At 69.3% G+C, this 13,764-nt stretch carries 9 protein-coding genes; 8 read left to right on the top strand and 1 reads right to left on the bottom strand.

The features are described 5' to 3' along the window. Positions 1–185: 185 nt before the first annotated feature. Positions 186–1,502 (top strand): methanethiol oxidase, encoded by a 1,317-nt coding sequence (mtoX, locus tag JL100_RS33760; protein ID WP_202683009.1) that lies wholly within the window; start codon positions 186–188, stop codon positions 1,500–1,502. Between the two features lie 12 nt (positions 1,503–1,514). Further along, positions 1,515–2,177, top strand: coding sequence for an SCO family protein (locus tag JL100_RS33755; protein ID WP_202683008.1), 663 nt, complete (start codon positions 1,515–1,517; stop codon positions 2,175–2,177). 26 nt (positions 2,178–2,203) lie between these two features. Here the strand turns inward: JL100_RS33755 and JL100_RS33750 are convergent, their stop codons facing one another. Further along, complete coding sequence (locus JL100_RS33750; protein WP_202683007.1) at positions 2,204–3,274, bottom strand: cobalamin B12-binding domain-containing protein; 1,071 nt, start codon at positions 3,272–3,274, stop codon at positions 2,204–2,206. Positions 3,275–3,469: 195 nt separating this feature from the next. Between JL100_RS33750 and JL100_RS33745 the strand changes: the two genes are divergently transcribed. The 6 genes from JL100_RS33745 (at position 3,470) to JL100_RS33720 (ending at position 13,711) form a co-directional block, all read left to right on the top strand. Next, positions 3,470–5,470, top strand: coding sequence for a PhoX family protein (locus tag JL100_RS33745; RefSeq protein WP_202683006.1), 2,001 nt, complete (start codon positions 3,470–3,472; stop codon positions 5,468–5,470). A gap of 272 nt (positions 5,471–5,742) precedes the next feature. After that, positions 5,743–8,160 carry an HWE histidine kinase domain-containing protein gene (locus tag JL100_RS33740; RefSeq protein WP_202683005.1) on the top strand — a complete coding sequence of 806 codons (2,418 nt, stop codon included), beginning with the start codon at positions 5,743–5,745 and terminating at the stop codon, positions 8,158–8,160. A gap of 98 nt (positions 8,161–8,258) precedes the next feature. Continuing rightward, on the top strand, positions 8,259–9,269 hold the full coding sequence (locus JL100_RS33735) for an SDR family oxidoreductase (RefSeq protein WP_202683004.1): 1,011 nt from the start codon (positions 8,259–8,261) through the stop codon (positions 9,267–9,269). A gap of 348 nt (positions 9,270–9,617) precedes the next feature. Beyond that, on the top strand, positions 9,618–11,093 hold the full coding sequence (locus JL100_RS33730) for an ATPase domain-containing protein (RefSeq protein ID WP_228421738.1): 1,476 nt from the start codon (positions 9,618–9,620) through the stop codon (positions 11,091–11,093). A 59-nt stretch (positions 11,094–11,152) separates the two neighbouring features. After that, a complete protein-coding gene (locus JL100_RS33725) occupies positions 11,153–12,757 on the top strand; it encodes an ATP-binding protein (protein WP_323378636.1) in 1,605 nt (534 codons plus the stop codon). Positions 12,758–12,817: 60 nt separating this feature from the next. Next, on the top strand, positions 12,818–13,711 hold the full coding sequence (locus tag JL100_RS33720; RefSeq protein WP_202683002.1) for a YihY/virulence factor BrkB family protein: 894 nt from the start codon (positions 12,818–12,820) through the stop codon (positions 13,709–13,711). The last annotated feature ends 53 nt before the right edge of the window (positions 13,712–13,764 follow it).

Below are 13,764 nucleotides of genomic sequence, written 5' to 3'. Positions count from 1 at the left end.
ACCTTCTGGCCCGGTCCGGTCCCCCGGAACGCGGCCGCCCGCCGGCGTGCCGTCACCTTCGGTTTCGTCGATGTTTACTTGCGTGCATCTCCGGATGAGTCCCGGATGTCCCGATGCGCCTCTCCCCGGCTTGGGGAATTATGGTAAATAATGCGGCCTCGGGTAGCGAACGCGCGAGGTGAGCGATGGGAACGGTCGGGGGAGTCCTGCGTCGGTTCATCGGGGCGGCGGGCTTGCTGCTCGCCACGGCCGTGGCGCCGGCCGTGGCGGACGAGACCTGCATGTCGCCTTTCATGCCCAAGATCACCGGGCAGGAGGATTACGTCTATGTCTGGACCCTGGGCGTCGAGGGGATGGGCGACGGGTCGGACAAGCTGGTGACGGTTGACGTCCGGCCGGGCTCGGCGACCTATGGCAAGGTGATCGCCAGCGCCCCGGTCGGCAGCCGCAACGAGGCGCACCATGGCGGCTTCACCGACGACCGCCGCTATTTCTGGACCAGCGGATTGGACACCAGCCGGATCTTCGTCTTCGACATCCACACCGATCCGGCCCGCCCGAAGCTGGAACGCACGATCGAGGACTTCGTCCAAGCCAGCGGCGGCGTGGTCGGGCCGCACGGCGCCTATGCCCTGCCCGGACGCATGCTGATGTCGGGGCTGTCCAACGCCAAGGACGGGGGCGGGCGCACGGCGCTGGTCGAATACACCAACGACGGCCGGTTCCTGGCCGCGCACTGGATGCCGACCGCCGAGGACCCCCGCGGGGCCGAGGTCGAGAGTGTCGCCGACGGCTACGGCTACGACCAGCGGGTCCTGCCGCGCAGGAACGCGCTGCTGACCTCGTCCTTCACCGGCAAGTCCAACTACATGATGGACTTCGGCGAGATGCTGAAGGACCCGGAGGCCATGAAGCGCTTCGGCCAGACCGTCGTGCTGTGGGACTTCCACGAGCGCAAGCCGCGCAAGGTGTTCCACGTGCCGGGCGCGCCGCTGGAGATCCGCTGGGCCTGGGGGCCGACCCACGACTATGCCTTCACCACCACGGCGCTGACCTCCAAGATCTGGCTGATCCATCTGGACGCCGACGGCGAGTGGAAGGCCAAGGCGGTCGCCGACATCGGCAATCCGTCAGACATCCCGCTGCCGGTGGACATCAGCCTCAGCGCCGACGACAAGACCTTGTTCGTGGACACCTTCATGGACGGCAAGGTGCGGGTGTTCGACGTCAGCGACCCGCATGCGCCGAAGCAGATCTACGAGGAGACGATCGGCAGGCAGGTCAACATGGTCTCCCAGTCCTGGGACGGAAGGCGGGTCTATTTCACCACCTCGCTGCTGGCGAATTGGGACAAGAAGGGCGCCGACAACGACCAGTTCATCAAGGGCTACGACTGGGACGGAAAGCGCCTGCACCACCGCTTCACCATCGACTTCAACGCCGAGAAGCTGGGCCGGCCGCACATCATGCGGCTGGGTGCCGCCAGCCTCTACGCGAACTGAGCGGGGAGCGCCGTGCGCGCGCCGGTCCTTCCCCTGGGTCTCGCCCTCTTCCTGTTCGCGGCGTCGGCGTCGGCCGATCCCGGGCACCATCCCGGCGGGTTCGACTACGATCCGCCGAAGCCGGGAACCTACCGCCTGCCGCCGCTCGCCCCGGCGGCGGACGGCACCGCCCTGGACGAGACGGGGGCGGTGCGCGGCCTGCACGACCTGATGGCCGGCAAGGTCATGGTCCTGAGCTTCATCTATACCCGGTGCGGCGACGTCTGCCCGCTCGGCACCGCGATGATGCGCGACCTGCACGAGGCCACGGCCGCCGACTCGGCCCTGTCCGCCGGGGTGCGGCTGGTCACCATGAGCTTCGACCCCGACCACGACACGCCGGAGGTCATGGCCGCCGAAGCCCGGGCGCTGCGGGTCCCCCGGGGCGCCGACTGGCGGTTCCTGACCGCCCGCGACAAGGGGGAGCTGGAGAAGATCCTGGCCGCCTACGACCAGCGGGTGCTGCGCAAGGCCGACCCGGACGACCCCAACGGGCCGCTGGCCCATCAGCTCCGGGTCTACCTGATCGACGGCGAGCGGCGCGTCCGCAACATCTACAGCCTGGACTTCCTGGACCCCCGGCTGGTGCTGGCCGACGTCCGCACGCTGATGCTGGAGGAGGCGGCGCGTCACTGAGGGGCGTCGCTGAAGGGCAGGGCGCCCTATGCCGGGTCCTGCCCAGGCAGCGCGAACCGCTTGTCGGCCCAGGCGACCGCCGCGGCGGCGTCGCGGGCATAACCGTCGGCGCCGATCCGCTTCCACAGGTCGGGGCAGCGGTTGAAGGGATAGCCGCCGACGATGATCCGGGTGCCGCCGCATTCCGGATCGGCCCGCAGGGCCTGGATCAGGGCGGCGGCCTTGGGCAGGTTCGGGGCGATGGTGACGGACAGGGCCAGCAGCTCCGGCTTCTGAGCCCGCACGACCCTGACGATGTCGCCGACCGGGACGCTGGCGCCGAGATGGGTGGTTTCCCAGCCGTTCAGGGTGAAGACGTCGCCGACCACCTGGATGCCGATCTGATGCAGGTCCCCGTCGATGCTGACGGCCAGGAGGCGCCGACCGTTGCCAGATCCGTTGCCAGGCCGGCACGCGGCATAGGGTTGCAGCTGGGCCAGGATCGCCTGGGTGGCCGTCGTGACGTAATGCTCCTGCGGGATGGTGAGCTGCCCGGTCGTCCACAGCCGGCCAACCTCGTGCAGGCAGGGCTGGAGGACGTTCAGGTAGAGGTCGGTCAGGGGAATGCCGGTGTCGGCGGCGTTGATGATCAGGTCGGTGGCGCCCTGCCGGTCCTGGTCGAGCAGCAGCTTCAGGTACCCGGTCGCCAGGGCCTTGTGGGGATTGTTCTCCGCGATCCGGCTCGCCGGAACGTCCTCCATGCTGTCCATCAGCCGCAGGGAATCGGTCAGGTACTCGGCCTGCAGCACGTCGCCGCGCTCGGTGAAGATCTCCAGAAGCGATTCCAGCGTCCCGGCCAGGTCCGCGACGTCGAGGTTGTGGCAGATGAAGATCGAGCGAAGCCATTCCGTGTAGTTCCGGAACAGCTCCAGGCTGCCGGTGCTGGTGGCGGCTTCCAGGTACAGAAGCGTGTACTGCATGTCCTCGACGCAGCGCTTGCGGCCCTCGTCGCCGTACCGTTGCGCCATCTCGGGATGCCGGAGCCATTGGCGCAGGACGGCCCGCTCCGCGAAGGCGCGGCGCTGAGGGTCCGAACCGGCATCGAAGATCAGTCCCATGCTTTCTCCCGGACGGCACGCCTTGGGGCCGCCCTGCGCGTGCCGCCCCGTACATATGGGCATGCTTCGCCCCGGCGAAACCCGCTGTCCTTAAGTGCTTGATCCGCCTGAACGGATGACAGCCGGCCCGGCCAGGGCTAGCCTGTCCGTGCCGGCCCGCAAGAATGGCCGGACAAAAAAAGAGAAAGGGAGACCATGGCGAAAAGCCTGGACCAGCGTTTCGGACCCATCGTCGTCGAGGACTCCGACGATATCGGCAGCAATGATTCCACCAATACCCCGTTCCTGGAAGTCTCCGGGATGCGGACCGGCCGGCGCGACCTGCTGAAAGGTCTGCTCGGCACCACCACCGCCCTGGGCGCCGCCTTCGCGGCGGGAGCCGCCGGCAGCGTGCTGCGGCCGTCCGACGCGGCGGCGCAAGGGGCCTCGACCCTCACTTTCACGCAGCCCAGGCATGTCATCCTCGACTCCCACCAGGTGGCTCCCGGCTACGACGTGGACCTGCTGATCCGCTGGGGCGACAAGGTGATGCCGGACGCGCCGGCGTTCGACCCGAAGAACCTGACCGGCGCCGCCCAGGAGAAGCAGTTCGGCTACAACTGCGATTACATCGGCTATCTGCCGCTGCCCCATGGCTCGGACAGTTCCGAACACGGGCTTCTCGGCATCAATCACGAATACACGGCGCCGGAGCTGATGTTCGCCGACTGGTTCCAAGCCGGCGCGGACGGAAAGTTGAAGGAGCGCGGCACCACGGCGGAGGAAACCAAGGTCGAGATGGCCGCCCACGGCCATACCGTGATCGAGGTCAGGAAGGAGAACGGGCGCTGGTCCGTGGTCGACGGCAGCCCCTATGCCCGCCGGATCACCATGGACACGGCCTGCCGCATCTCCGGCCCCGCCGCCGGGCACCCGCGCATGCGGACCAACGCCGACCCGGACGGGACCACGGTCCATGGCGTGCTCAACAACTGCGCCGGCGGCAAGACGCCGTGGGGCACGGTCCTGATCTCCGAGGAGAACTTCAACGGCTACTTCGGGGGCGGCGATCCGGACTCGTCGCCGCAGGCCAAGCACTACAAACGCTACGGGATCTCGGCGGAGTCGCGCTACTGGTGGCACGAGACCGCCGACCGCTTCGACCTGGGCAAGGAACCCAACGAGTCCAACCGGTTCGGCTGGATGACCGAGTACGACCCCTACGACGCCGCGTCCGTGCCGGTGAAGCGCACGGCGCTCGGCCGGTTCAAGCACGAAGGCGCGACCAGCATCCTCAACAAGGACGGCCGCGTCGTGCTGTACTCGGGCGACGACGAGCGGTTCGACTATCTCTACCGCTTCGTCACCAAGGGCACCTATGACCCGGACGACCGGGCCGCCAACCGCGACCTGCTCGACGAGGGGACCCTGTCGGTCGCCAAGTTCGACGACGACGGCACCGTGAGATGGCTTCCGCTGGTCCACGGGCAGGGACCGCTGACCCCGGCCAACGGCTTCGAGAGCCAGGCCGAGGTGCTGATCGAGACCCGCCGCGCCGCCGACCTGCTCGGCGCCACGCCCATGGACCGCCCGGAGGACGTCGAGCCCAACCCGGTCAACGGCCGCGTCTACGTCATGTGCACCAACAACACGCGCCGCAAGGGGAGCCAGGTCGACGCCGTCAACCCGCGCCCCGAGAACCGCCACGGCCAGATCGTCGAGTTGATCCCGCCCGGCGGCGCCGGCCGGGAGGCCGACCACGCGGCCGAAACCTTCCGCTGGGACCATGTGCTTCTGGCCGGCAATCCCGCCTCGGAAAAGGACAAGGCGGCCTATCATCCGGCCACGGACGTGTGGCTGTCCTCGCCGGACAACTGCGCCTTCGATCCGCAGGGGCGGCTGTGGATCTCGACCGACCAGGGCGAGGCGCAGGCCAAGAACGGCATCCCGGACGGCATGTACGCCTGCGACCTGGAAGGGCCGGGGCGGGCGCTGGTGAAGTTCTTCTTCGGCTGCCCGGCCGGGGCGGAAATGTGCGGGCCGGAGTTCACGCCCGACGGGAAGACGCTGTTCCTGGCCGTGCAGCACCCCGCGGAGGGCGAGAACTCCACCTTGGCGAACCCGCTGACCCGCTGGCCCGACTTCCAGCCCGGCATGCCGCCGCGGCCGTCGGTGGTGGTCGTCACCAAGCAGGACGGCGGCCCGGTCGGAAGCTGAACCGGGGCCCGCCGCGCGGAGTTCTCCGGCGGCGGGCCTTGTTTTTGCAGATTAACTATTTACCCCTTTGCGTCGGGCTTTATAGTAGCCTCCGCGAGTATAATGGCCACCTGAAATCTGTGCCGTGACATGGCATGGCGAAATAGATCGGCGGTGAGAGCTGATGCGGAATTCGAGGGCTGATGTCTGATACTTCGGACGGGGAAACCGCCCGGTCTTTCCAACCGCGTTCCTCCGGTCCTTCGCCTTCTTTCCGTGTCCGGACATGGCTGGTGCTGCTGGTGACCGCCTGCGTCCTGCCGCTCGCGCTGTTCAGCATGCTTCTGCTCTATCGCGACGCGAACGACCAGGCCGAGATGACCGGCCGGCAGGTCCAGGACAGGGCGAGACTCCTCGCGGAGGACATCGACCGCGAAGTCGGCCGGCTGATCGCTGGCGCCGAGGTCCTGGCGACGTCGGGAACCCTCCTGGAGGGCGATTTCGAGGCTTTCTACCCGCGCGCCGCCCAGGTGCGCGACCTGCTCGGCACCAATGTGCTGGTCCGCGACCTCACCAGCCAGCAGCTCGTCAATACGCGCGTTCCCTGGGGAACGCCCCTGCCGCGCAACGACAGCTTCGAGGTGGACCGGCGGGCGATCGAGACCGGGAAGCCGCAGGTCTCCGGGCACCTCATGGGCGCGGTCGCCCGGTCGCCGGTGCTGATCGTCGTCGTGCCCGTGCCCCGCGGCGGCGAACCGCGCTATCTCCTCAGCCTGACCATCGGGCTGGACCGGCTCCAGGCAATCCTGGCCCCCGAGCGCCTGCCCGAGGGCTGGGTTGCGGGCCTGGTCGACCGCGACGGCATCCTCATCGGCCGCTCGCACCGGGCCGAGGAGTTCGTCGGAACCCCTCTCCGGGACGACCTGTGGGCCAGGATGAGGAACATGCCGGGGGCCATCCAGTCCGCGCAGAACCTGGACGGCGTCTCGTCGCTGCAAGCCTACCAGCGGACCCGCGTATCCGGCTGGATGGTCGGGGTCAGCGTCCCCGAATCCGTGGTGGCGGCGCCCTGGCGCCGGACCCTGGCGCTGTTCGCGGGCGGCGGCGCGCTCTTCTTCCTCATCGGGCTCGGCACCGCCCTGTTCGTGGGCCGCCGGTTGGCACGCCAGATCGTCGAGCTCGGCCAGGCCGCCATGGCGCTCGGCGCCGGCCGCCCGGTCGTCGTCCCGGGCCGGGGCGTCGTGGAGGTCGAGGCGATGGGCGACGCGCTGCGGGACGCGGCCGATCTGATCGGCAAGCGCGAGGCCGCCCTGATCGAGAGCGAGGCCCGCCTGCGGCGCGTGGTGGAGGGGGCTCCCTTTCCGATCATCGTGCATGCGGAAGGCGGGGACATCGTGCATGTGAGCCGGACGCTGCTCGAGGCGACCGGCTACTCGCGCGAAGAGATCGCCACCCTGGGCGACTGGGAGGAACGCGCCTTCGGCTCGGAAGGGCGGGGCAGGACCTTCGGCATCGAACGGATGCTGACGCTCGGCCGGCCGATCGACGAGGGGGAGTTCCAGGTCCGCACGGCGGACGGCCGCACGCGGGTATGGTCGTTCCGCTCCGCCAAGATCGGCCGTGACAGCCTGAACCGGCGGCTGGTGGTCACCATGGCCGCCGACCTGACGGAGCGCAAGGAGGCCGAGGCGAGCCTGCATCTGCTGATGCGCGAAGTGGATCACCGCGCCAAGAACGCCCTGGCCGTCGTCCAGTCCATCATGCAGCTGAGCCGGTCCGACGATCCGGCCCAGTTCGTCGAGGCCGTCCAGGGCCGCATCGCGGCGACGGCGCGCGTCCATAACCTGCTTGCCACGACCCGCTGGTCGGGCGCCGACCTGGAGGCGATGGTGCAGGCCGAAGTGGAGGCGCTCGCCGGCGACAGGCGCACCAGCCTGTCGGGAACGCCGGTCTCCATCGTGGCGGAGGCCGCGCAGGCGGTATCGATCGTGCTTCACGAGCTGGTGACCAACGCCGCCAAGCACGGCGCGCTCTCCGCTCCCGGCGGGCGGGTCACGATATCCTGGTCCATCGAACCGGCAAGCCGCAGGCTCGTCGTCGATTGGCGGGAGGAGGGGGGACCGCCGGTGTCCGCTCCGACGCGGTCGAGCTTCGGGACCTTCGTGACCGACCGGACGGTCAAGGGCCAGCTCCGGGGAGAACTGTTCCGCGACTGGCGCCGGACCGGCCTTTGCCTGCGCATGGTGCTTCCGCCGGACTGTTTCCAGACGAGCGGCGTGCGGGCGCCGACCGCTCCGGTTCCCCGGCCGGCCAACGACCAGCTCCGGAAGGCCGTGAGGAACGCCGCCGTGATGGTCGTGGAGGACGAGGCGCTGACCGCCGCGGCGATCGCCCGGGAACTGGAAGCCGCGGGCTATCGCGTGCTCGGGCCGGTCGGACGCCTGCAGGAGGCCATCGACCTGGCGCGGACCACCCGGCCCGATGCCGCCGTCCTGGACGTCAACCTGTTCGGCCAGCCCTCGTTCCCCGTCGCCTCCATCCTGGACGGCATGGGGGTGCCGTTCCTGTTCTGCACTGGATACGACTCCGTCAGCGGGCCGGGCGAACGCTGGTCCAAGGCGCCGGTCCTGGTCAAGCCGGTCAGCGCCGCCGTCCTGAAGGACTCCGTCGCGTCGCTGCTGACCGCCGGCGCGGACGCGGGGAGCGGCTGAGCGGCGCCGGCCGGCCGGCCGGGGAAGTCCGTTGGAACTCGGCGACCCGCCGGGGGTTGGCTGGATAACGTTCATCCTGCCGCCGAAAGAGGTCCATCATGGAAACCGCCCCCGTCGTCTGCGTGACCGGCGCGTCCGCCGGCATCGGCCGTGCCATCGCCCTCGCCTTCGCCGCCGAACGGGGCGCCTCGATCGGCCTGATCGCCCGGTCGAAGGAGGCGCTCGACGAGGTCGCCCGCGAGGTCGAGCGGCTGGGCGGACGGGCGCTGGTCCTGCCCCTGGACGTCGCGGACGAGGCGGCGGTAGCCGACGCCGCCGACCGGGTCGAGCGCGCGCTGGGGCCGATCGACGTGTGGGTCAACAACGCCATGGTCACCGTGTTCGGGCGGGTCCGCGACCTGACGCCGGAGGAGCTGCGCCGGGTGACGGAGGTGACGTATCTCGGCTCGGCCTTCGGCATCCAGGCGGCGCTGCGCCACATGTCCAGGCGAAATCGCGGGACGATCATCCAGATCGGGTCGGCCCTGGCATACCGCTCGATCCCGCTCCAGGCGGCCTATTGCGGCGCCAAGGCCGCGATCCGCGGCTTCATCGACGGGCTCCGCTCGGAGCTGATCCATGACGGCAGCGGCGTCAGGGTCTCGATGGTCCAGCTTCCGGCGGTCAACACGCCGCAGTTCGACTGGGCGCGCAGCCACATGCCCCGCCGCGCGCGGCCCATGGGCAAGATCTTCCAGCCGGAGGACATCGGCCGCGCCGTCGTCCGGGTCGCGGACCGGCCGGAGCGGGAGGTCTGGCTGGGCGCATCCGCCATGCAGGCGATCCTGGGCAACTACGCGCTGCCCGGTTTCGCCGACCACTATCTGGCCGACAACGCGGTCGAGGGTCAGCTCACGGCCGAGCCGGACGCACCCGGCCGTCCCGACAACCTGTTCGGGACGGTGCCCGGCCGGCACCGCATGCGCGGCCGCTTCGGCCTGCCGCGCCACCATCTGCGCCTGACCTCCAGCGGCGGAGCCGCGCGGGCCACGGCTTTCGCCGCCGGCGTGGCATTGGTCGGCGGGCTGGGATTCCTGGCCCACGCGGCGCTGAACACTTCCCGCCGCTGATCATCCCCTCCCCGCACGCATCGGTGCGGGGCTTTCCCGAGCCGACTCATCGTAAATCAGTTGTTTCACGATGAGTCGGCTGGATATGTCGAAATACTGAAACCGACAGGAACATAAGACGACAAACCCTTGCTCTCCGAAACGGGGCTTTCCTGGGACCGCGGTCCTGGAATGCGGAAAGGGCAGGGCGCCTGCAGGTCTCCGGGAAGCGCCTTCCCGAATTCGGCGGCCGCGGTGAACCGATCGAGCTTCCAATCCGTTGCATCCATCCGGAGGTGTCGTGCCGTGCAACGGCGCCTCCCGGCCGTTCGATCGAACAGGGAGTCATGCGTGCCCGAGCCGGTATCGTTGAGTAAGCTGCAGACCGGTATCCCGGAGCTGGACCTGATCCTGCGGGGTGGCCTGCCGTGCCACAGGCTGCACCTGCTGGAGGGTGCTCCCGGTGCGGGCAAGACCACCATCGCCCTCCAGTTCCTGCTGGAAGGGCGCGAGAAGGGGGAGCGGGGGCTCTACATCACCCTGTCCGAATCCACCGAGGAGCTTGTCGCCTCCGCCGCCAGCCACGGCTGGTCGCTGGAGGGCATCGACCTGTTCGACCTGATCCCGATCGAGGCGGAACTGGACCGCCAGCAATCCGTGCTCTACCCGGCCGAGGTCGAGCTGGGCGAGACGATGCGGCTGATCACCGACCGCATCGCCGCCGACAAGCCCGACCGCGTGGTGATCGACAGCCTGTCCGAGCTCCGGCTGATCGCCCAGGACCAGCTCCGCTATCGCCGGCAGATCCTGGCGCTGAAGCAGGCGCTGCAGGGCCGCCGCTGCACCACGCTGGTGCTGGACGACCTGACCAGCCATCTCGGAAGCAAGGAGCTGCACAGCCTGATGCACGGCGTCATCGCCCTGGAGATGATCGAACGGACCTACGGCGCGTCCCGCCGCCGGCTGCGCGTCGCCAAGATGCGCGGCGCCGACTACCAGAGCGGCTGGCACGACTTCGCGATCACGTCGGGCAACGTGATGGTTTTCCCCAGCCTGATATCCCAGGAACACGGCGTCAGGTTCGAGGCTTCCAACATGTCGAGCGGCCTCAAGGAACTGGACGACCTGCTCGGCGGCGGGCTGACCCGCGGCACCACCACCATGCTGGTCGGCCCTTCGGGCGTCGGCAAATCCTCGCTGGCGCTGAAATACGCGATGTCGGCCGTCAGGGCCGGGGAGCACGCCTCCTATTTCTCCTTCGACGAGACGTTCGACACCCTGTCCGACCGCAGCGCCTCCCTGGAGATCGATATCGCGGGGCCTGTCGACTCCGGGCAGCTCGGCTGGCATCGGGCCAGCCCATCGCGCGTTTCGCCCGGCGAGTTCGTCTGGCAGGTCCGCCGGGAGGTGGAGGACTTCGACGCGCGCGTCGTCGTGATCGACAGCCTCAACTCCTACATCAACACCATGCCGGAGGAGACCGCGCTGATCCTCCAGCTGCACGAGCTGCTGAACTATCTGAACAACCGCGGCGTCGTGACCATCCTGATCCTGGCCCAGCAGGGCATCGTCGGCAACGTCGAGAACCCGGTGGACCTGTCCTTCATCAGCGACACCGTCGTGCTCCTGCGGTTCTTCGAGGCGGGCGGCGAGGTCCGCAAGGCGATCTCGGTGGTCAAGAAACGGTCCGGCATCCACGAGCTCGCGATCCGCGAGTTCCAGCTTTTCCCCAATGGCATGCGCGTCGGGCCGCAGCTGCTGAACTTCCGGGGCGTCCTGACCGGCGTGCCGAGCCTGGAGGGCAAGCTCGATTCCCTGCCCCGCCGAGAGGGAGAGGGCGGCTGAACGATCCCTTCCCATCGGCTCCGATCCTGGTCCTGGCCCCGGGAGGCCGGGACGCCGAGGTGATCCGGCTGGTGATGGACGAGGCCGGCATCGCCTCGCGCATCTGCGCCGACCTGCCGGAGATGTGCCGCGACCTGGGCGGGGACGCGACCGCGCTGCTGATGACGGAGGAGGCGCTTCTTCCGGGCTATGGCGAGCTGCTGGAGTGCCTCGACGCGCAGCCTCCCTGGTCGGACATCCCGGTGATCCTGCTGACCTCCCGGGGGGACGGCAGGGGCCGCCGGGCGCGCTGGGATCTCTACAGTCAGCTCGGCAACGTCACGCTCCTGGACCGTCCGATCCATGCCGACACGCTCAAGAGTGCCGCCCGGGCGGCGGAGCGCGCCCGGCTCCGGCAGTACCGCACCCGCTCGCACCTCCAGCAGATCGAGCAGGCCGCGGGGCAGCTCGAACGCCGCGTCGAGGAGCAGTCCCGCGACCTGGAGACCGAGACGGCCCAGCGCGAGCGGGTCGAGGAGGCGCTTCGCCAGGCCCAGAAGATGGAGGCGGTCGGCCAGCTCACCGGCGGCGTGGCCCACGACTTCAACAACCTGCTCCAGGCGATCCTGGGCAACCTGGACATGCTCCAGGAGGGGCTGGCGGGACAGGAACGGCTGCTGCGGCACGTCCGGGCCGCGACCCAGGCGGGCGAGCGCGCGGCGACCCTGACCCGGCGGCTGCTCGCCTTCGCGCGGCGCCAGCCGCTCCAGCCCGGCAGCCTCAACCTGAACGCGCTGGTCGGCGGCATGCAGGAACTGCTCCAGCGGTCGGTCGGCGAGGCGATCCAGGTCGAGGCGGTCCTGGCGGGCGGCCTGTGGCGGACCTGGGCCGACGCCAACCAGGTCGAGAACGCGCTGCTGAACCTCGCGATCAACGCCCGCGACGCCATGCCGAATGGCGGGCGACTGACGATCGAGACCGCGAACGGCCACCTGGACGACGTCTATGTCGCCGCGGAGATGGAGCTTCAGCCCGGACAATATGTCGTCCTGTGCGTGACCGACACGGGCACCGGCATGTCGGCCGAGGTGCGGGCCCGGGCGTTCGAGCCGTTCTTCACCACCAAGCCGATCGGGCAGGGGACCGGCCTGGGCCTCAGCCAGCTCTACGGCTTCGCGCGCCAGTCCGGCGGGCATGTCGCGATCTATTCGGAGGAGGGCAAGGGGACCACGGTCAAGCTCTACCTGCCGCGCCACCACGGCCCCGTCCCCGAGGAGGCCGCGCCGGTCCTGCCCGAGCCCGAGGACACCGAGGAGGGCGAGACGATCCTGGTGGTCGAGGACGAGGCGCTGGTCCGGATGCTCCTGGTCCAGTCGCTGGAGGACCGCGGCTATCGGGTGATCGAGGCGGCCGAGCCCCAGGCCGCGGTCAGGGTGCTGGAGTCCGACGCCAAGATCGACCTGCTGGCGACCGACGTCGGCCTGCCGGGCCTGAACGGCCGCCAGCTCGCCGAGATCGCCAGACGGATCAGGCCCGGCCTAGCCGTCCTGTTCCTGACCGGCTACGCCCACAACGCGGCGCTGGGCGACGAGCCGCTGGGTCCCCGCACCCAGCTTCTCAGCAAGCCCTTCGCCGTCAAGTCGCTGCTCGCCAAGGTGCGCGCCATGCTGGAGAGCGGCGACTGATCCGGCCCCGGGATCTTCGGGGAGGGATCATCGGGGAGGGATCATCGGGGAGGTGCGGGCATGGGCTTCATCGGGCTGGTTTGGAAGATCCTGTACGATGCGGCGATGGGCTGGATCGACAACGAGGCCATGACGCGGGGAGCGGCGATCGCCTTCTACACCATCTTCGCGCTCGCCCCGTTCGTGCTCCTGGTCACCGCGGTCGCGGGGCTGGTGATCGGCCGGGAGGCCGCGCAGGGCGCCCTGATGGACGAGATCGGCCGGATGATCGGAGAGGACGCCGTGACGACCCTGCAAGGGCTGGCCGCCCGGGCCGGCGATGCCCAGGCCGGGACCTTCGCCGGCATCCTCGGCATCGCGACGATCCTGGTCGGGGCGACCACCGTCTTCGCCGAGCTCCAGACCTCGCTCAACCGCATCTGGAAGGCCGAGCCGCCCGGAAACTCCACCATCACCTGGCTGGTCAAGGTGCGGCTGAAAGGGCTTGCCCTGATCGGCGTGATCGGCTTCCTGCTGATCGTGTCGCTGATCGTCAGCGCGATCCTGGCCGCCTTCGGCCGGTGGTACGAGAGCCTGATGCCGGATGCCTACGGGCTGGTCTGGACCGCCAACCTGATCAGTTCCCTGGTCGTCTTCACGGTGCTGTTCGCGCTGGTCTACCGCGCCCTCCCGGACACCAGGATACCCTGGAAGGATCTCTGGCTCGGCGCCGCCGTCACGGCCGTCCTGTTCACCATCGGCAAGTCCCTGATCGCCTTGTATCTCGGCACCAGCGGCGTCACCTCGGCCTACGGCGCCGCCGGGTCCTTCGTGGTGATCCTGCTCTGGGTCTATTACTCCGCCACCATCTTCCTGTTCGGGGCCGAGATCACGCGGTCCTACTCCGAGCATGTCGGGAGCCGCAGCCCCGCCCGGAGGAAGCTTCGGGGCGGCGAAGCAGCGCCCGGCCGGTGAGGGATCCTGGCGGCACGATCCCGGCTTCCCGGCCAGAGTCACTCAGCAAGTCT

Source organism: Skermanella mucosa (assembly GCF_016765655.2).
GTDB classification, from domain to species: domain Bacteria; phylum Pseudomonadota; class Alphaproteobacteria; order Azospirillales; family Azospirillaceae; genus Skermanella; species Skermanella mucosa.
This window is presented reverse-complemented; position numbering and strand designations above follow the sequence as displayed.

What these genes read in the sequence shown, in the direction of transcription:
- JL100_RS33735 (WP_202683004.1), top strand. Translation starts at nt 8,259, where the DNA reads ATGGAAACCGCCCCCGTCGTCTGCGTGACCGGCGCGTCCGCCGGCATC.
- JL100_RS33745 (WP_202683006.1), top strand. Translation starts at nt 3,470, where the DNA reads ATGGCGAAAAGCCTGGACCAGCGTTTCGGACCCATCGTCGTCGAGGAC.
- JL100_RS33720 (WP_202683002.1), top strand. Translation starts at nt 12,818, where the DNA reads ATGGGCTTCATCGGGCTGGTTTGGAAGATCCTGTACGATGCGGCGATG.
- JL100_RS33750 (WP_202683007.1), bottom strand. Translation starts at nt 3,274, where the DNA reads ATGGGACTGATCTTCGATGCCGGTTCGGACCCTCAGCGCCGCGCCTTC.
- mtoX (WP_202683009.1), top strand. Translation starts at nt 186, where the DNA reads ATGGGAACGGTCGGGGGAGTCCTGCGTCGGTTCATCGGGGCGGCGGGC.